Consider the following 23,487-nt stretch of genomic DNA (forward strand, 5'->3'; position numbering starts at 1 on the left):
GCCTCTGCCAGAAACACAAAACCGGCCCAGGTGGCCGGTTTTTTATTGCTGCTTGAGCAAGATCACGGCCGCAAGGTGGCAAGCTCTTTTTTTATGCGTATTTATAACCACTTATGTCACATAGCAGGTCACCGCTGAGTATCATCACCCCGCCCCTTGCTGATATATTCATGAGATACAGGAATGGAGCCAGGAGCCATGACGCAGCCCTCCTTTTGCCTCTTTGATGCCCGCTCACTGGTCGATGCACTGCTCCCCTATCGAGGCGGTCGACTCGATGTGTTGCTGGCCGAACAGGATATCGACCGTGTCGCCGAGCTGCAGCAAGAATGCCGGCAGCTGGCGATTTCGCTTTCCGGCGCCATCTTTCCCCGCCTCATCAGCCGACAGGGTTTTCATGACAGGGGCGCCTGGCTGCTGCCCCGTCCGTCATCCCACGATCCCCGGCTGATCTCGTTACCCCAAAATGACGATGCAGACCGGCTTGCCGCCATGCTCTGCGAACAGCTGGCGCCCCGGCTCGCGCGATGGCCGGATCCGGCCCGCCCCCCCACCCTCTTTCTGACCTTCGATGCCATGATCCCCAACATCGCCTCCATCCTCGAGGGGATCTATCTCAGGCTGGCGGACAGGGTCAACTACGCAGGCGTCAATGCGGGCAGCGGCCAGTTCAAGGCCATGCCCTGCCTGTTCGACAGCCAGACCCTGACGAGTCAGGCGGTCATCTGCAGCCTACTGCCCCATCACAGCTATCCCCTGCTGGAGCATGGCTATCAACTCATGGCCCAGCCCATGCTTGCCACCAGTACGGAGGGCAACAAGGTCTCCTTCATCGACTGGGAGCCCGCCTTCAGCCGCTACCAGTCGCTTGTCCGGCAACAATTTCAGCAGACTCTGACCCAGGCGCAGTTCTATCAGTACGGCGTCCACCTGCCGCTGGGTCTGCTGCGGGCCAATGGCGACGTGGTCGTGAGGATCCCGGTCACAGTCACCGAAGAGGGCGCCCTGCTCTGTGTCGGCGAGGTGCCGGATCACAGCATTCTCACCCTGCTCAAGGCCCCCCATAGCCCGACCGCCCATGCCATCGAACTGGCCGGCAAGCTCCGCCAGCACGGCCCGGTCGACACGCTGGAGCTCTATTACTGCGCCGGCCGTCAGCAGCATTTTGGCCAGCAGAGCGAGCTCGAGCTGAGCACGCTGTTTACCCATAGCGGCGCCCGCGAGCTGGTCGGCGCCCTCTCACTCGGCGAGATTGGCAGTTTGCGGGCGGGGGATTATCCCCTCTTCCACAATGGCGCCATTCTCTGCAACGGAGCAACGCCGTCATGAACAACGACCATGCCATGGCCATCGTCTGCGATCTCGCCCTCTGCATCGGACGCGAGGTGACCCTGGATGCCTTGCTGACCAAGGTGCTGCAACGCTTTCTGTTTCACTGCGCCTGCCCGGTTGGTCTCGTGCTGCAGCAGTTGCCGCAGGGGGAGTACAAGATCGTCAAGGCCATCGGGGACGAGCAGTTGATCCAGCAGCACGGGCAACCACTGGTGCTGCCCGCCTGGGTCAGTGACGGCGAGCAGTGCACCCTGCACGGCCCCATCCCCCTGCCCGGCTCCCGCCCCTATCCCTTTGCCTACCGCTTGCGGATCGAAGGGGGCTACCTCATGCTGCTGCTCTCCCCCAGAGCCGAACAAGAGGGTGAACAGCTGTGCCACCTGTTCAGCCCCATCCTCGGCAACCTGGCTCGCGCCATCCAGCTGTGCCGGGACAGCGAGCAGCTGGCCCTGCGTCAGCAGGCGGAGCTGGTGGACATGCAGCGCTTCAACGAATCCCTGCTCAAGGCGATCCCCATCCCAGTGTTCTACAAGGACGTCGAGGGGCGCTTCATCAGTTGCAACCCGACCTTTACCCAGATCACCGGTATCAGCAAGGCAGAGCTGCTGGGGAAACGCGTGGATGAAATTCTGCCGCCCGAGATGGCGGACGAGTACAGCCAGCGGGACATGGAGGTACTGCGCAGCAAGCAACCGCAGTATTTCGAGCACAGTCTGCTCGATCGCAGCGGCCACCGTTATCAGGTGCTCAACTTCAAGGATCTCTTCTATGACCATCAGGGCAAGGTGGCCGGCATCATAGGAGCACTGGTCGATATCACCCATATCAAGGAGAGCGAGCAGCATCAGCGCACCTTGCTGTTTCAAACCATAGCGGCACTCTCCTCCGCCATCGCCCACAAGGATCCCGGCACGGCCGGCCATGAAAGGCGCGTACACGACCTGGCGCTGGCCATAGGTCAACATCTGCAACTGCCACAGGAGCGGCTGGATGGGCTCGGTCTCGCGGCCATGGTGCACAACATAGGCCTGCTGCAGATCCCGGCCGAAATCCTCACCCGCCCCCGTGAGCTCAGGCCGGTGGAGTTTGAACTGATCAAGCTGCACCCTCAGGCCGGCTGTGACATCCTGCAGCAGATAGATTTCCCCTGGCCCATCGCCACCATAGTGCAGCAGCATCACGAAAACATGGACGGCAGCGGCTACCCGCAGGGCCTGCAGAGTGATGCCATCTGCCTGGAGGCCAGGATCATCCGGGTGGCGGACTCGCTGGCTGCCATGACGGCGCACCGCCCCTTCCGCCGCGCCATGTCGCTGACCGATGCCTTCGCCCAGCTGGCGCGCTATGCCGGCGTCCACTATGACGAGCAGGTGGTGAACGCCTGTCTCGCCGTGTGGCAGGCGGGCTACCGTTTCACTACCAGCTGATCAGCCGCAGGAGCACAGATGACTTCAAGACCGGAACCCTCATCCCGCCATCAGCTCGACGCCCAGCTGCCGTTGCCCGCTGGCCCTCTCTTCGCTCAGGTGATGGATCAGCTGCCCTATCGCGTCCTGCTCAAGGATACCCGCTCCGTCTTCACCGCCTGCAACCGGCTGCTGGCCGATGATCTCGCCCTGGAGCCGGCCCAGATCATCGGCAAGTGCGATGCTGATTTTTTCCCGGCCGAACTGGCCCAGCGCTATCGGGATGACGATCTCAGGGTCATGACCAACGGCACAACGCACCGGCACGAAGAACCCTACCTCAAGGGCGGCGAGGCCCGCTGGCTCAGCACCACCAAGTTTCCCCTGCGCGATGAGCTGGGCCAGGTGATCGGCGTCGGGGTCTTTTTCGATGACATCACGGAGAAGAAACAGCAGCAGGAGCAGTTGCTGCAATATACCTGGACCCTGGAGGCCATTGGCCGCGCCCACCATGCCATGCTCAGGCAGGGGAATGAGCAGATGCTGCTGCAGGAGATCTGTGACGCCATCACCTTCGATGGCCGCTTTCCCCTCGTTACCGTGCTGCAGGAGGCCGCGGAGCCGGATGCGCTGCAGATCCTGGCGCAGGCGGGCAACGCCGTCTGGTTTGCCAACGACCGCTGGCTCACCCGGGATCCGGCCTTGCGTCAGGCCATCCGCGATGACGAACCACGCAACGAAGCACTGGCGAGCGAGATTGTCCATCACTCGGCCACCTTGCGGGCCCGCCTGCTGCTCCCGCTGCCGTGGCATTCCAGCGTGCGGGGCGCCCTGCTCATCCACAGCCCGCAGGCCAGGGCCTTCACCGAGGAGGAGGTGCGACTGTTCAGCCAGCTGGCCGATTACCTGGCCTATGGCCTGCACGCCCGTGGCACTCAACAGGCCTATCTCGCCGCACAACGGGACAAGGTGCTGCATGCCCGTCAGCTGGAGCTGGCGCTGGAGGATGCCCTGGGTGCCATCGCCGCCGTACTGGAACAACGCGACCCCTACACAGCCGGTCACCAGAAGCATGTCGCCACCCTGGCCATGGCCATAGGCCGCGAGCTGGTACTGGGCGACAAACAGCTGCGCGGCCTCTATCTGGGGGCCATGGTGCACGACATCGGCAAGATCCAGGTACCGGTCGACATCCTCACCAAACCGGGCAGGCTGACCCCCCAGGAGTTCAACCTAGTCAAGGAGCACCCGGGCGCCGGTTACCAGGTCCTCAAGGACATCGCCTTCCCCTGGCCCATCGCCCAGATGATCCACCAGCATCATGAGTATCTCGACGGCTCAGGCTATCCAGAGGGTCTCGTGGGGGATCAGATCTTGCTGGAGGCGCGCATTCTCACCGTGGCCGACATTGTCGAGTCCATGTCTTCGGATCGTCCCTACCGCGCCGCCCTCGGCATTCCCCAGGCCAGGGCACACATCATACGGATGCGGGGAGCCCAGTTGGACGAGGCCGTGGTGGATGCCTGTCTGCGCATTCTGGATCGGGGGGATTTCACCCCCCACGAGCTGGGCAACGGCTAGCAGGAGGCAGAGATAAAAAAACCGGCCTGCTGGCCGGTTTTTTATTGTTGCAGATTGCGCTGCGGGATTAACCCAGTTGCACCCGGGCGTTGCGGAACATCCGCATCCAGGCACCGTCCTCGCCCCAGTTGTCCGGGTGCCAGGAGTTGGCCACGGTGCGGAACACCCGCTCCGGGTGCGGCATCATGATGGTGGCGCGACCGTCTGTGGTGGTCACGGCACTGATGCCGTCCGGCGAGCCGTTCGGGTTGGCCGGGTACTGCTCGGTGACCTTGCCGCGGTTGTCCACGAAGCGCAGTCCCACCAGACCGCTGGCTTGCAGCGCGCTCAGGTGAGCGGCGTCACGCACCTCCACTCGCCCTTCCCCGTGGGAGACGGCAATCGGCATCACTGAACCCGCCATGCCGGCGAAGAAGGCGGAGGGTGACTCCTGCACTTCCACCAGGCTGAAGCGCGCCTCGAAACGCTCGGAACGGTTGCGCACGAAGCGCGGCCACAGATCGGCTCCCGGGATCAGGGTGCGCAGGTTGGACATCATCTGGCAGCCGTTGCACACGCCCAGGGAGAGGGTGTCGCCACGCTCGAAGAAGCGCTGGAACTGCTCGCGGGCGTTGTCGTTGAACAGGATGGACTTGGCCCAACCCTCACCAGCCCCCAGCACGTCGCCGTAGGAGAAACCGCCACAGGCCACCAGGCTCTGGAACTCTTCCAGCTTGATCCGGCCGCTGAGGATGTCGCTCATATGCACATCCACCGCCGCGAACCCGGCCCGATCAAACGCCGCCGCCATCTCCACATGGGAGTTGACCCCCTGCTCGCGCAGCACCGCCAGACGGGGGGATACCCCGCGGGCGATATAGGGCGCAGCCACGTCGTCGGACGGGTTGTAGCTCAGTTTGGCCTGCAGACCCGGATCCGTGGCGTCCTGACGGGCGGCATGTTCCTGATCGGCGCACGCCGGGTTGTCGCGCAAGCGCTGCATCTGCCAGCTGGTCTCGCCCCAGAGGGTGCGAAGTGCAGTGCGGCTGGCGCGATACACTTCCTGGCCCGCACGCTGCAGGGTGATGAGATCACCTTCGCGCGCCGTGCCCAGCACGTGGGAGCAGGCGGCCAGGCCGTGACCGGCCAGCAGTGTCATCACGGCTTCCTTGTCGTCGCGACGTACCTGGATGACGGCACCCAGCTCCTCGTTGAACAGCGCCGGCAGCAGCTCGCCACCGATGCGATCCAACTGGATGTCGAGGCCGCAGTGACCGGCGAAGGCCATCTCGGTCAGGGTAACGAAGAGACCGCCGTCGGATCTGTCGTGATAGGCGATCAGTTTGCGATCGGCCACCAGCGCCTGAATGGCGTTGAAGAAGCCTTTCAACTGGACCGGATTGTCGAGATCCGGCGCCTTGTCCCCCAGCTGGCGGTAGACCTGGGCCAGGGCGGAGGCACCGAGACGCTGCTTGCCGTTGCCAAGATCGATGAGGATAAGGTCTGTCTCACCAAGATCGGTACGCAGTTGCGGAGTGACTGTATTGCGCACGTCCTCGACCCGGGCAAAGGCGGTGATGAGCAGGGAGAGCGGCGAGGTGACGCTCTGTTCCTTGCCATCCTGCTGCCAGCGGGTCTTCATGGACATGGAGTCCTTGCCGACCGGGATCGTGATGCCAAGGGCCGGGCAGAGCTCCTCGCCCACCGCCTTGACCGCCTCATAGAGGCCGGCATCCTCACCCGGATGGCCGGCTGCGGACATCCAGTTGGCCGAGAGCTTGACCCGCTTGAGCGATCCGATGTGAGCCGGTGCCAGGTTGGTGAGCGCTTCGGCCACCGCCATGCGGGCCGACGCGGCATGGGAGAGCAGCGCCACCGGGGTGCGCTCGCCCATGGACATGGCCTCGCCGTGATAGCCGTCATAGGTAGCAGCGGTGACGGCGCAATCGGCTACCGGGATCTGCCAGGGGCCGACCATCTGGTCACGGTTGACCAGACCGGTCACGCTGCGATCACCTATGGTGATGAGGAAGGATTTCTCCGCCACGGTCGGCAGACGCAGTACCCGCTCGGCCGCCTCGGAGAGGGTGGTGCCGTCGAGCTGCAGCGGCTTGCCCTGGGCAGGCAGGGTGACAACGTCACGGTGCATCTTGGGCGCCTTGCCCAGCAGCACGTCCAGCGGCAAGTCGATGGGCTGGTTGTCAAAGTGGCTGTCAGAGAGGGTGAGGTGCTTCTCTTCGGTGGCGGTGCCGATGACGGCATAGGGCGCGCGCTCACGCTCGCACAGCGCCTTGAACAGCGGCAGCTTGTCCTGCGCCACCGCCAGCACGTAACGCTCCTGGGACTCGTTGCACCAGATCTCCAGCGGGCTCATGCCAGGCTCGTCGCTCTGGATGGCGCGCAAATCGAAACGACCGCCGCGCTCACCGTCGTTGACCAGCTCCGGCATGGCGTTGGAGAGGCCACCGGCCCCCACGTCATGGATGAAGACGATGGGGTTATCGTCCCCCAGCTGCCAGCAGCGATCGATCACCTCCTGGCAACGGCGCTCCATCTCGGGGTTGTCACGCTGGACCGAGGCAAAGTCGAGATCTTCGGCCGACTGACCGGAGGCCATGGAAGAGGCTGCGCCGCCGCCCAGGCCTATGTTCATGGCCGGGCCACCCAGCACTATGAGGGCGGCCCCGACCGGGATCTCTCCCTTCTGGACGTGTTCGGTGCGGATGTTGCCTATCCCGCCCGCCAGCATGATGGGCTTGTGATAGCCGCGCACCTCGACGCCGTTGTGGCTCGGCACCTCCTCTTCGAAGGTGCGGAAGTAGCCGAGAATGGCCGGACGACCGAATTCGTTGTTGAAGGCGGCGCCGCCGAGCGGCCCCTCCTGCATGATGTCAAAGGCGCTGACGATGCGGCTCGGTTTGCCGAAGTCCTGTTCCCAGGGCTGCTCGAAACCGGGGATCCGCAGGTTGGAGACGGTGAAGCCCACCAGACCCGCCTTGGGCTTGGCACCACGGCCGGTTGCGCCCTCGTCGCGGATCTCGCCGCCGGAGCCGGTGGCCGCCCCCGGGAAGGGGGAGATGGCGGTCGGGTGGTTGTGGGTCTCCACCTTCATCAGGATGTCGACGCGCTCCTGATGATACTGGTACTCGCCGCTGGCCGGGCTCGGGAAGAAGCGGCCACCCTGGCTGCCTTCCATCACGGCGGCGTTGTCTTTATAGGCAGACAGGACATGATCCGGCGTCTGCTCGAAGGTATTCTTGATCATCTTGAACAGCGACTTGGGCTGCTGCTCACCGTCTATGGTCCAGTCGGCGTTGAAGATCTTGTGACGACAGTGCTCCGAGTTTGCCTGGGCAAACATGTAGAGCTCGATGTCGTTGGGGTTGCGACCAAGCTTGGTGAAGTTCTCCACCAGATAGTCGATTTCGTCATCGGCCAGCGCCAGACCGAGCGCCACGTTGGCCGAGGCCAGCGCGGCGCGACCACCGCCCAGCACATCCACCTGAGTGAAGGGGCGCGGCGCCTGGTGGGCAAACAGGGCACTCGCCTGGCTCATCTCGGCAAACACCACTTCCATCATGCGGTCATGGAGTACGGCGGCAACGTCAGCACACTGGGCCTGGGTCAATTCGCCCTTGGCCTGCACGTAATAGGCGATGCCGCGCTCCAGCCGCTTGACCTGGGTCAGGCCGCAGTTGTGGGCTATGTCGGTTGCTTTGGAAGACCAGGGGGAGATAGTGCCGGGGCGGGGGGTAACGAGAAACAGCTGACCGCTGGGGGTGTGTTCGGGGATGGTCGGGCCGTAGCGCAGAAGCTGGCCCAATGTCGCTCGCTCGGGCGGTGACAGCGGGCTCGAGAGCTCGGCGAAGTGCACATATTCGGCATAGACATCCTCTATCTCTACTCCGCTCTCTACTCCACTCTCCTTTCTCATCTGTGCGAAGCGTTGCAGCAGTTTTTGGACACGAAAATCAGACAGTGCTGGGGCACCACGCAAGATATCCATATGACCTTTCTCACCAAGTGTTAAAGTGGGGGGGAATTGAGACGCGCGTATTATAGGGATCAGGCCGACGCCGGACAAACGTTTTTCTTGATTTGCCAAGTGTGACTCGGTGCACACTCTCTGGTATAAAGGTCCCTCTTTTTTGACAAATGCCGATTTTTTCAACAAGGGTACTCACCTACTTGCGCTGCATTTTTCGACTGTTTATCGGGCTGATGTTGCTGCTGACCCTGGTCGGCTGTGACTTCTACACCCCCTCCAGCCAGCTGGAACAGATCCGCCAACGGGGCGAGATCCGGGTTGGCACCATCTATGGCCCCACCTCCTATTACCAGCGTGACGAGACCGCCCAGGGCTTCGATTACGAGCTGGCGAAAAGCTATGCCGACTGGTTGGGCGTCAAGCTCACCATAGTCCCCGTCTACTCCACCGCCGAACTGGTCGAGCTGCTCAAGAAGGGCAAGCTGGATCTCGCCGCCGCCGCCATCGTGGTCACCCCGGAGCGGCGTGCCCTGTTTCGCTTCGGCCCCGGCTTTTATCAGGTCTCCCCCAAGCTGGTCTATCGCAACGGATCCCCCAAGCCCAAGGGGATTGGTGATCTCAAGGGCTCCATAGTGGTGCCTGCCGGCTCCACCGGGGAAGATCTGCTCAAGGAGCTCGGCAAGCAGCACCCCAACCTGAAGTGGAGCACCAACCGGGACGCGGATGTGGAAGAGCTGCTCAAGCAGGTGGCCGACGGCAAGATTGATTACACAGTGGTGCAGGATACTGTGCTGGCCCGTACCCAGCGCTACTACCCCGAGCTCACCGAGGGGCTGACCCTCTCCAAGAACCAGACGGTGGCCTGGGCCATGACCAAGCTGCCCGATGACAGCCTCTACGCCAGCATCATCGACTTCTTCGGCCAGCGCTTCATGGATGGCGCCATCGCCAAGCTGGACGAGAAGTACTTCGGCCACGTGCAGAACTTCGACTTCGTCGACACCCGCACCTTCCTGCAACGGGCCAAGAGTCTGCTGCCCAAGTATCAGGATCTGTTCAAGACCCACGCCAGCGTGGTGGATTGGCGCCTGCTGGCCGCCATCAGCTATCAGGAATCTCACTGGGATCCGGAGGCGCGCTCCTATACTGGCGTGCGCGGCATGATGATGCTGACCGAACCCACCGCCAAGGCGATGGGGGTCAACAACCGGCTGCACCCGGAGGAGAGCATCAAGGGCGGCGCCCGTTATCTGCAACAGATGATGGAGAAGGTGCCCGCCTCAGTGCCCGATGACGAGAAGGTGTGGTTTGCCCTCACCGCCTACAACATCGGCTACGGCCACATGATGGATGCCCGCCGCCTGACCAAGGAGCTCGGCAAGAATCCCGACGCCTGGAGCGACGTGAAAGAGGTGCTGCCCCTGCTGCAGCAGGCACGCTGGCACCGCAAGGCGCGCTACGGCTATGCCAGGGGCGGCGAGGCGCGCAACTACGTCAACAACGTGCGCCAGTATTACCAGAGCCTGCTCTGGCTCGACAACGAGCAGCAGAAGGCCCACCGCCGCGAGGAACTGGATGACGACGACAGCAGCGAGCCGACCAGTGCCGAACGTCCCACCGTCATCGCCGAAGTGGTCAAGCAGATCACCCTGCGTTGAGCCCTTGTTGACAAGTTTGTTTTACCGGTAGGTTCTCTGTTACCATCCGGATGTGCCGGGGCCTGTCCGAAACTGTTTTTATCGCCTGATTTCAGCAGCTTGACAGCTGGATGACAGCATTTTCAGATGGGCTCCATTCATCGAGGCCGGGATGGCCATTCAATGGGAGGAGACCAAGATGCGAGCTCGTAGAAGAACTACTCTGGTCAGAAAAGCAAAGTGCGCCTGGAGCCCCAGACGCAAACTCAAGCTCAATGACACCAAACGCAAGATATGGCGCAGAAACCGCTCCTACACCTTGCTGATAGCAGAACACACAGCATAAACCCGGCATTTGCCGGGTTTTTTATTGCCTCACGCCTGCCCTGCCGGGCTCGCCTCGAAGTGCACCGCGCGCTTCGACACCAGGCTGTTGCAGTGGTTGCAGAAGTAATCCACGGCGCCGCAGGCCTTGAGCCGCTCCAGCTCCTGCTGGCAGGTCGGACACAGGGCGCGGATGCGATAACGGGCCTGGCACTGGCCACAGCAGACCTCGGGACTGCGGCTATCCAGCTCGGCGCCGCAGGCCGGGCATATCAGGGTACTCATACTCGACTCCTCTCAAAGTGGATCTGCTGTGGGTCGCCCCACAGCAGATCCCCCTCGCCTCTCCCCAAGAAAAAACGGCTGCCGGTGAGGGCAGCCGCTGGGCCTTACTTCTTGGTTTTGGCCTTGAGCAGGCGCTTGCGTTGACGCTCCTGGCTCAGGGTCATGGTGTTCTTCCGACCCTCGAACGGGTTGGCCGACTCCTGGAACTCGACCCGGATCGGGGAGCCCATGATCTTGAGCGACTTGCGGAAGTAGTTGATGAGATACCGCTTGTACGAATCCGGCAGGTCGTTCAACTGGTTGCCGTGGATCACGATACGGGGCGGGTTGTAACCACCGGCGTGGGCATACTTCAGCTTGACGCGGCGACCGTTCACCATGGGCGGCTGGTGATCTTCCTGCGCCATCTGCATGATGCGGGTCAGCATGGCGGTGCTGGTACGGCGGGTGGCGGACTGGTACGCCTCCTGGATGGATTCGAACAGGTGGCCGACACCGCTGCCGTGCAGAGCAGAGATGAAGTGGACACGGGCAAAATCGATGAAGCCCAGACGTCTGTCCAGCTCGTTCTTGACGTCCTCTTTCACCTTCTGATCCAGGCCATCCCACTTGTTCACCACCAGCACCACTGAGCGGCCTGAGTGAAGCACGAAGCCGAGGATGCTCAAATCCTGATCCGTGATGGTCTCCTGGGCATCGATCACCAGCAGGCAGACGTTCGCATCTTCAATAGCCTTGAGCGTCTTGATGACGGAGAACTTCTCCACCGTCTCGTGCACCTTGCCACGACGACGCACACCGGCGGTATCGATGATGACGTACTTCTGCTCGTCACGTTCCATCGGAACATAGACGGAGTCACGGGTGGTCCCCGGCATGTCATAGACGATGACGCGGTCTTCACCCAGCATGCGGTTGGTCAGGGTCGATTTGCCGACGTTGGGGCGACCGACGATGGCGAACTTGATGGGCAAGTCGGCGAACGGGGTCTCCTTGGTATCTTCCCTGGTATCGAGATCACCGGCAGCTACCATGCGCAGCAGGGCTTCTTCGTCGAAGTCCTCTTCTTCTTCATCCTGCGCATCTTCTTCGGCAGCGGCGTCGACCAGGGTTTCCAGGTGGGGGGCCAGCGCCAGCTCCAACAGGCTCAGCACGCCACGGCCGTGGGCGGCGGCGATCTGATAGACCTCCCCCAGCGCCAGACCGTAGAACTCGGACACGGCGGAGTCACCGTCGATGCCATCGGTCTTGTTGGCCACCAGAAACACCGTCTTGTGGGTCTTGCGCAGGTGCTCGGCGATGGCCTGATCCGCCGCGGTCAGACCGGCACGGGCATCCACCATGAACAGCACCACATCGGCTTCTTCGATGGCCAGCAGGGACTGTTCGGCCATCTTCAGCTCGATCCCCTCTTCGGTGCCATCGATACCACCGGTATCCACCACGATAAATTCCAGCTCGCCCAACTTCGCCTGACCGTATTTACGGTCCCGGGTCAAACCGGGGAAGTCGGCCACCAGGGCATCCCGGGTACGGGTCAAGCGGTTAAACAGGGTGGATTTCCCCACGTTGGGGCGGCCCACCAGGGCTACTACAGGAGTCATAAAAGCCTCATTCTCAAGACGACAAAGGCTCCGGGTCCGAAGACCAGGAGCCGGATATTCACATTATCGGACGATCAGGGACGCTTGATAGCGTACAACTTGCCGCCACGGCTCTGCACATACAGGGTGTCACCGTCCACCAGAGGGGCGGCGTAGAGACCACTGCTGTCGAGCTGCTGCATGGCCTTGATGGACCCGTCGGTACGATCCAGCCAATACAGGTAACCTTCCACATCGCCGACCACCACATAGTCACCCAGGATGACGGGGGCAGTCACGGTGCGGTTTTCCAGCTGGGTATTGGACCACAGCTCAAGCCCATTGCGTCTGTCAACGGCAAACAGATGGCTGCGGCTGTCGGTCAGCACTATGGCATTGCCCGTCACCGCCATGTCGCGGTAGCCGGAATACTTGCGCTTCCACACCTCGTCACCCGTCATCAGCTTGCGCGCCATCAGCTGACCATTGTAGGCGATGGCATAGAGCTCATCACCGGCGATCAGCGGCGTCGCATCCACGTCCACCATGCGATCCAGCTCGGTCGCACCGCGCGGATCGGCCACCTTGGACTGGCGCACCGGCTGACCATTGCTCAGCAGGGCAATGCCCACCTTGCCATCGGCACGGCCATAGAGCACGGCGCCGTTGGTGATGATGGGGGCACCGGCACTGCGCAGAGTCAGCGGCGGCTGCTCTTCCGCCAGGGTCCACTGCAACTTGCCTTCATCGGTATCGAGCGCCACCAGGCGACCCGAGGTGGTCAGCACCACCACACGACCGTCTTCGACGGCGGGGCTTGCCACCACTTCACCCGGCACAGTGGTCTGCCACAGCACTTCCCCGTTCTCTTCGTTCAGGGCGTAGACAACCCCGTTCTCGGAGCCGAGGAACAGCTTGCCGTAGCGAGAAACCAGACCGCCGGAGAGACGGGCGCTGCGCTTGTCGGCGTTGATGGGCAGGTCAGCCAGATCCACGCTCCACAGCTCCTTGCCGCTGGCACGATCGAAGGCGGTCACATCGCCATCGCGGGCCGCGGCATAGATGCGCTCCTCTTCCACCGCCGGCTTGAGCTGGGAGTAGAAGTCGCCTATGCCATCCCCGACGGAAGAGGACCAGGCCGTGTCGGCGGTGAAGGCAGACTCAACCACGGGCAAAGGCGCCATGGGATTGAGATCTTCTTCCGAGCTGAACAGGGAGCACCCCTGCAGGGCGAAGGAGACTGCCGCCCCCAACGCCACCATCTTGAACAGATTACGCATCCGGAGCTCCACCCGTGGTCACGGCTGGCAGCGCCAGATCGTCCATCTTCAGCTTGAGCTCGGCGCTGCCCTGCAGGCCGCCGGCATCGGCCGCCGCCTGATAGGCATCGCGCGCCTCTTCGGCCTTGCCCTGTTTGAGCAGGATGTCGCCACGCACTTCCGCCACCTGGGCCTTGAAGGCGTCATTGCTGATCTTGCCAAGCTGGGCCAGGGCCTCGTCGGCCTTGCCCTGATCGTTGAGCACGCGAGCCAGACGCAGGGCGGCGATGGGACGAATGCTCTCATCACCATTGTTTGCCACCTGGGTCAGCTGCTCGGCAGCCAAGTCCAGCTTGTTTGCCTTGACGGCAGCGGCAGCCAGTTGCAGGGCGGCCAGCTCGGCGTAAGAGTCACCCTGGTGGGCACTGATGAAGCCTTGCACCTGTTCGAAGGCGGCGGCATCACCCTTGGCCAGCTGGGCCGAGATCTCGTTGTAAGCCTGGGAAGCGGCTTCCTGATTGGTCTGCTGACGCTCGTTGTAATAACGCCAGCCAAAGAGTCCAACCAGACCGATAACAGTTCCTGCGAGCACCGAGGTTCCGTTCTCTTTCCACCAGCTCTTGATGACCTCAACCTGTTGTTCTTCGGTGGTATAAACTTCCACTGCTTACTCTCCTTTGGCTGCCAGCAGGGCAATGGCGGCGTCGACCGTGACGGTCTGTTGCTCGGCCTGGCCACGCAGATATTTGATGGTGATCTCCCCGTTTTGCACCTCGGTTTCACCGAGGATCAGGGCAATGGCCGCGCCGCACTTGTCGGCACGCTTGAGTTGTTTCTTGAAGTTGCCGCCACCGCAGTGGCTCATCAGGCGCAGGTCAGGCAGGGCATCGCGCAGACGCTCGGCCAACTGGAAGCCCGCTTGCTCAGTCCCCTCGCCCACCATGCACAGATAGGCATCCACCGCAGGACGAATGTCGGCATTGAGCTCCAGGGTCTCCAGCATCAGCACCAGACGTTCCATGCCCATGGCAAAGCCCACCGCCGGGGTCGCTTGACCGCCAAGCTGCTCCACCAGGCCGTCGTAACGGCCACCAGCACAGACGGTGCCCTGGGCACCCAGGCTGTTGGTGACCCACTCGAACACGGTGAGGTTGTAATAGTCAAGGCCGCGTACCAGACGCTCGTTCACCTCGAACTGGATACCGGCGGAGGTGAGCAGGTGCTTGAGCCCCTCGAAGTGAGCCAGGCTCTCTTCGCCCAGGTGATCGAACAGGCGCGGGGCATCCACCAGAATGGCCTGAACCTTGGCATCCTTGGAGTCGAGCACCCGCAGCGGGTTGCTGTACATGCGGCGCTGGCTCTCTTCGTCCAGCTGATCCTTGTACTGCTCAAGGTAGGCCACCAGCGCATCGCGATAGGCGGCGCGCTCGGCACTCTGACCGAGCGTGTTGAGCTGCAGGGTGACATGATCGCTGATGCCGAACAGCCGCCACAGACGGTGGGTCAGCATGATGAGTTCGGCGTCAATATCTGGCCCGTTGATGCCAAACAGCTCGACCCCGAACTGATGGAACTGGCGGTAACGGCCCTTCTGGGGGCGCTCGTGGCGGAACATGGGGCCCATGTACCACATCCGGCGTTCCTGGTTGTAAAGCAGGCCGTGCTCGATACCGGCGCGGACACAGCTGGCGGTCCCTTCCGGACGCAGGCTCAGGCTGTCGCCGTTGCGGTCTTCGAAGCTGTACATCTCTTTTTCGACCACGTCGGTCACTTCACCGATGGCACGCTTGAACAGATGAGTCTGCTCGACGATCGGCATGCGCACTTCGCTGTAGCCATAGCTGGCGACCACTTGGCGCAGTATCTGTTCTACTTTCTGCCATACCGGGCTCTGCTCCGGCAGGCAATCGTTCATACCGCGAATAGCTTGGATCTGTTTTGCCACGTTGATACTCGAGAAAAAGACGTGAAATTTGGCCGCATTATAGGGATTTTCGACCCAGAGGTAAAATCAGGGCGTTCCAATGCGGGATTTAAAATCAGCAACCTAAAGACGGGGCCACCCTAGGTGGCCCCGCACTGGCTCAACCCTCGTCCACCTGGATCTGGTTGGCCGGATCCAGCATGGCCGCCCGGGCGCGAATGCGGCGCTCCAGGATCGGGATGAGATCCTTGTTGTCCAGCCGGTCGACCCGCTGACCGCCCTCGTAGAAGGCGCTCTTGTTGGCGGCCCCCGCCAACCCCAGATCGGAGACCAGCGCCTCGCCCGGCCCGTTCACCACACAGCCGATGATGGAGACATCCATGGGGGTGATGATGTCTTCCAGCCGCGCTTCCAGGGCGTTGACGGTACCGATCACGTCGAACTCCTGACGGGAGCAGGAGGGGCAGGCGATGAAGTTGATGCCACGGGAGCGGATGCGCAGGGATTTGAGGATATCAAAGCCTACCTTGATCTCTTCCACCGGATCGGCCGCCAGCGAGATGCGGATGGTATCGCCTATGCCATCGGCCAGCAGCATGCCGAGCCCGACGGCGGATTTCACCGCGCCGGCGCGAAAACCGCCCGCTTCGGTGATGCCAAGGTGCAGCGGCTGCTCGATCTGCTTGGCCAGCAGGCGATAGGCCCCGATGGCCAGGAAGACGTCAGACGCCTTGACGCTCACCTTGAAGTTGTCGAAGTTGAGGCGATCCAGGTAATCCACGTGGCGCATGGCCGACTCGAGCAGCGCCTCCGGGGTCGGCTCGCCGTACTTCTCCTGAATGTCTTTCTCAAGAGAGCCGCCATTGACGCCGATGCGGATCGGGATGTTGTAGTAGCGCGCGCAGTCGACCACGGCACGCACCCGCTCTTCGTTGCCTATGTTGCCCGGGTTGATGCGCAGGCAGTCGGCGCCGTACTCGGCCACTTTCAGGGCGATGCGGTAATCGAAGTGGATGTCGGCAACGATGGGGATACGGGTCTGCTGCTTGATGAGCTTGAAGGCTTCCGCCGCTTCCATGGTGGGTACCGAGACCCGGACTATGTCGGCGCCAACCCGCTCGATCCGCCGGATCTGCTCGACGGTGGCGGCCACGTCCGTGGTCTTGGTGTTGGTCATGGTCTGGACCGTGATGGGGGCGTCGCCCCCAACCGGTACGTTACCGACCATGATCTGCCTGGATTTACGACGAATGATGGGAGATTCGTGAGCGGACATGGCGGACAGATTACTCCTGCGGCAGTGAGAGGCGAGCAGTCCGGCCGTTGTTGTAACGGCTCATGTCGATGGACTTGCCCTGATATTCGATATTGACCGCCATGGGCGCGCCAATGATGAACTTGAGCGGCTCGGGTCCTTCCAATACCAGTTGATCATTTGCCTTCTTCAGGCCGCTGAACAGTGTCTTGCCCTTGGCGTCCTTGACGTCCAGCCAGCAGTCGGCGGTGAAACTCATCTTGAGCTGAGGTGCCTTGGCGGGATCCACGGTCGCATCATCATCAGCGACCGGCAGCGTCGCCACACTCGCAGAGGTCACAGTCGCCACGGCGGCACTGCTGGCCTCAACCTGCGGCGCCGTGGCAGCAGCGCCGCTCACGGTCGGCTCTGCGGCCGTTGCCATCGCATCGGAGGCAACAGGCATGAGCACAGGGTCGACCACATCCGCCGCAGAAGACAGGGTTGCCCCCTGCGGGTTGGCGGTCGCACTCATTTCAGTGGCCGCCAGAGCTTCGTCACCGGCGGAGCGGCGCGCCGTGCTCTGCCACCACCAGGCGACGGAGAGCGCGATCAGCACCAGGATCACCAGCCAGGTCACCACCTTGAGCCGACTGTCGTTGGCCTGCTGGCGCGAGCGACGGGAGAAGCTCTGCATGTCGATGTTGTCGGGGGGCGTCAGCCCCAGCTTGTCGTAGGCGGCCAGTATGGTCTCATCCGGGATGCCGACCAGCTTGGCGTAGGTACGCAGGTAGCCCCGAATGAAAGTATGGGAAGTGTGCTTGTCATACGTATCTGATTCGATCGCAGCAATCAGGGTCAGACGAAGGTGAATGCGGGACGCAACCTGTTCTCGTGTCCAGCCAAGCTGTTCACGGGCGTTGCGCAGCAGCTGGCCTGGGCCTGCTGCCTGAGAGTCGTCTTGAAAATCGTGTGGCTGTTCAGTAGTCATTGGCTAAGTAACGCTTGGCTTGTTGCGAAGAGGGATATTGCCTTACCAGCTCAGTCCCGAATTGGTGAAGGAGTGCCGGTTTGTCCATGGCCTGAGCCAGCCGCAATCTCAACCAGAGACTGCTCTCGTTCTCGTCTGACGCATCGGCGAAACGAGCGAGATAGGCCTGCACATCAGGCAGCTTGCCATCTTTCATGGAAAGCTCAGCCATGTCCAGCAATAACCTTGGATTGCGGGGATTATACCCCAAGGCCAAGCGATAGTACTCGCTTGCTTTATCATTTCTGCGATTTTGCGCGGCGCAAAGTGCCGCATTTTCATAGGTATCGGCAATCTTGATGTAATTGGGTTGGCTGATCGCCTGCAGGAATGCCTTCTCCGCCTCGTCGAAGCGACCACGGTTGCACAGGAAGGCACCATAGTTGTTCATTGCGTCAGCATTGGACGGATCCATGGCGAGGGCTTTCTTGTAGCTCTCCTCGGCCGCCTTGTAATCCTCTACCTGCTGGTAGAAGTAAGCGAAGCCGATGTAGACCTGAGGGTTGTCGGGGTCGTACTGGAGGGCGCGATCAAGGTTGAACTTGGCCTGTTCGGCATTGCCCTGTCGCAAATATTGAATGCCTAAGTCCAGACGGGTCTGGGCAGCCGCCTTGAGGTCGGGACCCACCTCACGCTGGGTCGAATTCTGGCCCGCGTAAGTGGTCTCGGTAACACAGCCTGGCAGCGCGCAGAGCGCTGCCACTACGATCAATGTACGTGTATCCATTCCCTGACTATACAATGGCTTAGCAATTTAAACCATTTTGACGGAAATCCCATCCTGTTGCATCCGATTTTTCATGGTGCGTTTGGTGCGATCTATCACCTCTCCCACCAGCTGACCGCAGGCGGCGTCTATGTCGTCACCACGGGTCTTGCGGACTATGACGGTGAAGCCATATTCCATCAGCACCTTGGAGAAACGGTCGATGCGACTGTTGCTCGGCTTGCCATAGGGGTTGCCCGGGAAGGGGTTGAACGGGATCAGGTTGATCTTGCTCGGGGTATCTTTGAGCACCTTGGCCAGTTCGTGGGCATGCTGCATGTCGTCATTGATATGATCGAGCAGCACATACTCCACCGTCACGCGACCACCGTTGGCATTGGACTTGGCCAGATAACGGCGCACACCGGCAAGGAAGTCCTCGATGTTGTACTTGTCGTTGATCGGCATGATCTCGGAACGCAGCTTGTCGTTCGGCGCATGCAGGGAGATGGCCAGGGCCACGTCAATTTGATCGCCGAGGATATCCAGCGCCGGCACCACACCCGAGGTGGAGATGGTCACCCGGCGCTTGGAGATGCCGTAGCCGAAGTCATCCATCATCAGACGCATGGCCGGCACCACGTTGGCGAGGTTGAGCAGCGGCTCGCCCATGCCCATCATCACCACGTTGGTGATGGGGCGCTTGCCACCGACTATCTTGGCGGCGCGCCATACCTGGCCGATGATCTCGGACACTTTCAGGTTGCGGTTAAAACCCTGCTGGGCCGTGGAGCAGAACTTGCACGCCAGCGCACAGCCTACCTGGGAGGAGACGCACAGGGTGGCCCTGTCCTCTTCCGGGATGTAGACGGTTTCCACTTCCTGATCGCCGACCTGCAGCGCCCACTTGATGGTGCCGTCCGCGGAACGCTGTTCACGGCTCACTTGTGGCGCACGGATCTCGGCGATCGCCTTCAGGCGCTCGCGCAGTACCTTGTTGACGTTGTTCATCTGATCGAAATCATCACAACCGAAGTGATAGATCCACTTCATGATCTGATCTGCCCGGAATGGCTTCTCGCCCAGTTCGACGAAGAAGGCACGCATGGCATCCCGATCAAGATCCAGCAGGTTGGTTTTTATTTCGCTCATCAAAGGCCTCAGTCCACAAACTACATAAATTATTGGCTGACGATGTCAGGGGGCGGCATTGTACAAATAATGGGTCCGGCTTTCCAGCTGGAGAATAAGAGGATATTGACCAAAAGGCCAAAAAACAAAAGGGAGCCGAGGCTCCCTTGATCATCTCAGGGCAAGATCAGCCGCGCGGGCAGATCTCGTCGTCGGAGAAGAAGTAGGCAATTTCACGGGCAGCAGAGGCCGGGGCGTCGGAGCCGTGCACCGCGTTGCGGTCGATGCTCTCGGCGTAGCAGGCACGCAGGGTACCGGCCAGGGCCTCTTTCGGGTTGGTCGCCCCCATGATTTCACGGTGACGGCGGATGGCCTCTTCCCCTTCCAGCACCTGTACCATCACAGGGCCAGAGGTCATGAAGCTGACCAGCGCATCATAGAAAGGCTTGCCCTGGTGTTCTGCGTAGAAACCGGCGGCTTGCTCGCTGCTCATGTGCAGCATCTTGGCGGCGATGACCTTCAGGCCAGCGCTCTCGAAGCGGTTGTAGATGGCACCGATCAGGTTTTTGCTGACAGCATCCGGTTTCACGATAGAGAAGGTACGTTCGATGGCCATTGAGATCTTTCCTTAACTACAGAGTTTTATTGTTAGAATCCATGTTCGGCGGCGATTATACGTAAACAAAAACCGAAATAACACACAAAAAAGCAACTTTTTATTAAACAAACACGTCCTTAAAACAACATCACCACTCATCTTGGCCCAGGGCAGCAGGAAAAAATGTGCGCTTGTGCACGATAGCAATGTTAAGCCTCTGAAACCCTGCCTATTGCTCACTCATCCAGCACGGTTGAAAAGGGCACCCTCAGGTGCCCTTCCTTGACGATTGTCTCTCTGCTCAGCGCGCTTCCGCCAGCAGGGTATGCGCTATGGTGCGCATGCCCAGGGTATTGGCCCCCGGCGCCCACAGGCTGTCGCCGTTGTCGCTGAAACAGGCGGCCAGATCGATATGCAACCAGCCCTGCCCCTCGCTCGCGACAAAACGGGAGAGGAAGCCCGCCGCATTGGAAGCACCACCCGGACCGCCGCCCTTGACCGGACGACTGTTGGCCGTGTCGGCATAGTGGGACGGACACTGCTGGCGATGCCAGGGCTCCAGCGGCAACGGCCAGGCCGGCTCCTGCTCCGCATCGGCGTAGACCATGGCCCGGCTCAGCAGCCCCTTGTCCAGGCCAAACAGGGCGTTGTAACGTCCCCCCAGCGCCATCACGGCGGCGCCGGTCAGGGTGGCGGCATCTATGATGAGCGGCGCCCCGCTGTCGCTCGCCAGTTGCAGCCCATCGGCCAGCACCAGGCGCCCTTCGGCGTCGGTGTTGACGATCTCCACCGTGGTGCCGTTCTTGTAGGTGAGGATGTCACCCAGCTTGTAGGCGTGACCCGAGACCAGGTTCTCGGCGCAGCAGAGGATGAGCTTCACCCGCTTGTCGAGTCCGCGCAAGATGGCCAGCGCCAGCGCGCCCGTGACAATGGCCGCTCCGCCCATGTCGCACTTCATGGTGAGCATGCCTTCCGAGCTCTTCATGGAGTAGCCACCCGAGTCGAAGGTGATGCCCTTGCCCACCAGAGCGGCTGCCACCGGCGCCTTGGGATCCCGCCCCGGGTTGAAGTCCAGCTCCAGCAGCACGGGTTCGCGCTCGCTGCCACGGCCCACCTGATAGAGGCCGACCCAGCCAGCCTGTTGCAAGGCTTCACCTTTCAAAATGCGGTGGCTCACCTTGTCCGGCGCCAGCTCTGTGATGAAGGCCGCCGCCTCCACCGCCAGCTCCAGCGGCCCCAGCTGCTCCGGGGTAGCATTGGTCATCTCGCGCACCCAGCGCCCGCACAGCCAGCGTGCCTCCAGCTCTTCCCTGTCCTCTTCCGACGAGGTGGCCCACTGCAATTCGACCTCGGCCTTGGGCGTTTGCAGCCCCTGGGCGAAGGCCCACTGCTGTTCGCGCTCCCAATGACCGGCCAGCGCCACCTTCTGGATCCCCTGGCTGCACAGACGACGCGCCGCCTGCTGGATATCGAGCAGTGGCGTGGCGGTGACCAGATGGATCACCATGCCATCGGCGCGGTGAGAGAGCAGCGCTCCCTCCCCCCACTCGGCTGGCGCAAACTCACGGCTTAACCAGACGTTCATGCTGTCTCCTCCTGCAGCCTGCGGGCTACCGATAATGCGCAGGCCGTGGCTCTTTGCGCCGGTTGTCCCAAACCATCACCCAATTCTTGATTCAGCCAGACACTCATTGTGTCACCTCCTGCAGCCAGCGAGCGATAGTGCGCAGGCCATGGCCCTTGGCACCGGTCGCCCACAGATCGTTGCCGGATTTTTGATAGGAAGCCGCCAGATCCAGGTGCACCCAGCCCCGCCCCTCGTCACGCACGAAGCGGGACAGAAACGCGGCCGCCGTGGTGGCACCGGCCGTGCCCTCGGCGGAGGCCACGTTACCCAGCTCGGCAAAGGCGGAGGTGAGCTGGCTGGCATGCCAGGGTTCCAGCGGCAGGGCCCAGGCCTTCTCCTGTTCGGCTTTGGCGGCCGCCAGGGCGCGTTGCTGCTCGGTCTCATCGAGGGCAAACACGGCGTTGTAGTCGCGGCCCAGCGCCGTCTTGGCGGCGCCGGTCAGGGTGGCGGCATCGAGAATATAGGCGGCGCCACTGTCGGATGCGGCCATCAGGCCGTCGGCCAGCACCAGACGCCCTTCGGCATCGGTGTTCTGGATCTCGACCGAGATACCGTTCTTGTAGGTGAGGATATCACCCAGCTTGAAGGCATGGCCGGAGACCAGGTTCTCGGCGCAGCAGAGGATCAGCTTGACCCTTTGCTTGAGACCGCGACTGATGGCCAGCGCCAGGGCACCGGTCACCATGGCGGCGCCGCCCATATCGGACTTCATCGGCAGCATGTTGTCAGAGGACTTCATGGAGTAGCCACCGGAGTCGAAGGTGATGCCCTTGCCCACCAGGGCCGCCACCACGGGGGCGTTGCGATCCCCGGTCGGGTTGTAGTCCAGCTCCAGCAGCACGGGTTCGCGCTCGCTGCCACGGCCCACCGACCAGATCCCGATATGGCCGGCTTCACGCAGCGCCTCACCAGCCGTGATACGGGCAGTCACCTGATCCCCGGCCAGACCGCGAATGAGCAGCAGGGCGGATTCCGCCAGGCTCATGGGATAAATGTCTTCCGGGCAACCGTTGGTCACCTCGCGCACCCAGCGGCTCGCCTTGATCAGCGCATCCAGCTCGCGTGCATCAGCAACACTCTGCTCACCGAGGTCAAGCTCACGCACGCCCTTGGCGGCATAGAAGCCCTGGGCGAACGCATAGCGGCGCTCCAGATCCCAGGCGTCACCAGCCAGCTTGACCCACTTGATGCCGGTCGACTCGAGTCGACGGCCAGCACGCTGGATGGCACGCAGTGCATCCGGCTCCTGGCGGGCAAGGTCCAGATGGATCAGCACCTGGTCATCGTTGAAACTGAGCAGGGCGCCTTCGCCCCAATGGGCGGCGGCGGCCTGGGTGGACAACAGAACCTTCATCATGTCAGCCATCTTCGCTTGCTTCCTTTTTATTGGCACTTTCATTCATGAACAGGGAAATAACGAGCACAAAAAAGGCCGTTCCCCTCGAGGGTCACGGCCTTCACCATATCATTACTGCACCATGGGATGCTGCACGCTCAATTCACTCATGTGTAATTAAGGCGTCATCAATGGCGTTCTGAGGCGAGGTTGATGGTGTACTTGGGCAGTTCCACCACCAGATCCTCGTCCGCCAGACGGGCCTGGCAACTGAGGCGGGATTCCGGCTCCAGTCCCCATGCCTTGTCCAGCATGTCATCTTCCAGCTCATCGCTCGGCTCGAGGGAGTCGAACCCCTCCCGCACCACGCAGTGGCAGGTGGTACAGGCGCAGGACTTCTCGCAGGCGTGCTCGATCTCGATGCCGTTGCGCAGCGCCACGTCCAGAATGGTCTCGCCACTCTTGCCTTCGAGGGCGGCACCGTCCGGACAGAGCTCGGGATGGGGCAGAATAATCAGTTTTGGCAT

18 protein-coding genes are annotated in these 23,487 nt (G+C 61.8%); 4 read left to right on the forward strand and 14 right to left on the reverse strand.

Annotated features, from left to right (window positions below; all coding sequences use genetic code 11):
- Positions 1 to 198: 198 nt before the first annotated feature.
- From IU367_RS13140 to IU367_RS13150, 3 genes are read left to right on the forward strand one after another with little or no spacing between them, the layout of a single operon-like run.
- Positions 199 to 1,329: an FIST signal transduction protein gene (locus tag IU367_RS13140; RefSeq protein WP_274452122.1), complete on the forward strand. Its 1,131-nt coding sequence runs from the start codon at positions 199 to 201 to the stop codon at positions 1,327 to 1,329.
- The gene (locus IU367_RS13145) at positions 1,326 to 2,759 is read left to right on the forward strand and encodes an HD domain-containing phosphohydrolase (RefSeq protein ID WP_274452123.1); all 1,434 of its coding nucleotides are present in this window, start codon (positions 1,326 to 1,328) and stop codon (positions 2,757 to 2,759) included. The genes IU367_RS13140 and IU367_RS13145 overlap by 4 nt, the downstream gene beginning before the upstream one ends.
- An 18-nt stretch (positions 2,760 to 2,777) precedes the next feature.
- The gene (locus IU367_RS13150) at positions 2,778 to 4,319 is read left to right on the forward strand and encodes an HD domain-containing phosphohydrolase (RefSeq protein WP_274452124.1); all 1,542 of its coding nucleotides are present in this window, start codon (positions 2,778 to 2,780) and stop codon (positions 4,317 to 4,319) included.
- A gap of 67 nt (positions 4,320 to 4,386) precedes the next feature.
- On the opposite strand, the gene purL is transcribed toward IU367_RS13150, so the two are convergent.
- A complete protein-coding gene (gene purL / locus IU367_RS13155) occupies positions 4,387 to 8,304 on the reverse strand; it encodes a phosphoribosylformylglycinamidine synthase (RefSeq protein ID WP_274452125.1) in 3,918 nt (1,305 codons plus the stop codon).
- Positions 8,305 to 8,453: 149 nt separating this feature from the next.
- Here purL and mltF point away from each other — a divergent pair, with 149 nt between their 5' ends.
- Complete coding sequence (gene mltF, locus IU367_RS13160) at positions 8,454 to 9,944, forward strand: membrane-bound lytic murein transglycosylase MltF (protein WP_103472950.1); 1,491 nt, start codon at positions 8,454 to 8,456, stop codon at positions 9,942 to 9,944.
- A 354-nt stretch (positions 9,945 to 10,298) separates the two neighbouring features.
- Here mltF and IU367_RS13165 read toward each other — a convergent pair whose 3' ends face one another.
- The 13 genes from IU367_RS13165 to fdx all read right to left on the reverse strand — a co-directional run bounded on the left by IU367_RS13165 (position 10,299) and on the right by fdx (position 23,487).
- Positions 10,299 to 10,532, reverse strand: coding sequence for a zinc ribbon domain-containing protein (locus tag IU367_RS13165; protein ID WP_098984350.1), 234 nt, complete (start codon positions 10,530 to 10,532; stop codon positions 10,299 to 10,301).
- 104 nt (positions 10,533 to 10,636) lie between these two features.
- Positions 10,637 to 12,136: a ribosome biogenesis GTPase Der gene (der, locus tag IU367_RS13170; RefSeq protein WP_274452126.1), complete on the reverse strand. Its 1,500-nt coding sequence runs from the start codon at positions 12,134 to 12,136 to the stop codon at positions 10,637 to 10,639.
- 74 nt (positions 12,137 to 12,210) lie between these two features.
- On the reverse strand, positions 12,211 to 13,395 hold the full coding sequence (gene bamB, locus IU367_RS13175; RefSeq protein WP_043136735.1) for an outer membrane protein assembly factor BamB: 1,185 nt from the start codon (positions 13,393 to 13,395) through the stop codon (positions 12,211 to 12,213).
- A complete protein-coding gene (locus IU367_RS13180) occupies positions 13,388 to 14,038 on the reverse strand; it encodes a YfgM family protein (protein ID WP_042865878.1) in 651 nt (216 codons plus the stop codon). Before IU367_RS13180 ends, bamB begins: the two co-directional genes overlap by 8 nt.
- A 3-nt stretch (positions 14,039 to 14,041) precedes the next feature.
- Positions 14,042 to 15,319: a histidine--tRNA ligase gene (gene hisS, locus IU367_RS13185; RefSeq protein WP_098984352.1), complete on the reverse strand. Its 1,278-nt coding sequence runs from the start codon at positions 15,317 to 15,319 to the stop codon at positions 14,042 to 14,044.
- A 139-nt stretch (positions 15,320 to 15,458) separates the two neighbouring features.
- Entirely contained in the window at positions 15,459 to 16,574 is a 1,116-nt protein-coding gene (gene ispG, locus IU367_RS13190) for a flavodoxin-dependent (E)-4-hydroxy-3-methylbut-2-enyl-diphosphate synthase (RefSeq protein ID WP_098984353.1), read from the reverse strand.
- Between the two features lie 10 nt (positions 16,575 to 16,584).
- Positions 16,585 to 17,523 (reverse strand): RodZ domain-containing protein, encoded by a 939-nt coding sequence (locus IU367_RS13195; RefSeq protein WP_098984354.1) that lies wholly within the window; start codon positions 17,521 to 17,523, stop codon positions 16,585 to 16,587.
- A complete protein-coding gene (gene tapF, locus IU367_RS13200) occupies positions 17,513 to 18,304 on the reverse strand; it encodes a PilW family type IVa pilus biogenesis/stability lipoprotein TapF (protein ID WP_098984355.1) in 792 nt (263 codons plus the stop codon). The genes IU367_RS13195 and tapF overlap by 11 nt, the downstream gene beginning before the upstream one ends.
- A 12-nt stretch (positions 18,305 to 18,316) precedes the next feature.
- On the reverse strand, positions 18,317 to 19,420 hold the full coding sequence (gene rlmN, locus IU367_RS13205) for a dual-specificity RNA methyltransferase RlmN (protein WP_098984356.1): 1,104 nt from the start codon (positions 19,418 to 19,420) through the stop codon (positions 18,317 to 18,319).
- A 166-nt stretch (positions 19,421 to 19,586) separates the two neighbouring features.
- Positions 19,587 to 20,015: a nucleoside-diphosphate kinase gene (gene ndk / locus IU367_RS13210; RefSeq protein WP_274452127.1), complete on the reverse strand. Its 429-nt coding sequence runs from the start codon at positions 20,013 to 20,015 to the stop codon at positions 19,587 to 19,589.
- A gap of 283 nt (positions 20,016 to 20,298) precedes the next feature.
- Positions 20,299 to 21,582 (reverse strand): aminopeptidase PepB, encoded by a 1,284-nt coding sequence (gene pepB, locus IU367_RS13215; RefSeq protein ID WP_043136753.1) that lies wholly within the window; start codon positions 21,580 to 21,582, stop codon positions 20,299 to 20,301.
- 103 nt (positions 21,583 to 21,685) lie between these two features.
- Complete coding sequence (pepB, locus tag IU367_RS13220; RefSeq protein WP_274452128.1) at positions 21,686 to 22,990, reverse strand: aminopeptidase PepB; 1,305 nt, start codon at positions 22,988 to 22,990, stop codon at positions 21,686 to 21,688.
- Positions 22,991 to 23,148: 158 nt separating this feature from the next.
- Positions 23,149 to 23,487, reverse strand: a complete 339-nt coding sequence (fdx, locus tag IU367_RS13225; protein WP_005310414.1) for an ISC system 2Fe-2S type ferredoxin — start codon at positions 23,485 to 23,487, stop codon at positions 23,149 to 23,151.

This window comes from Aeromonas bestiarum (genome assembly GCF_028751155.1).
Taxonomy (GTDB): Bacteria; Pseudomonadota; Gammaproteobacteria; order Enterobacterales; family Aeromonadaceae; genus Aeromonas; species Aeromonas bestiarum.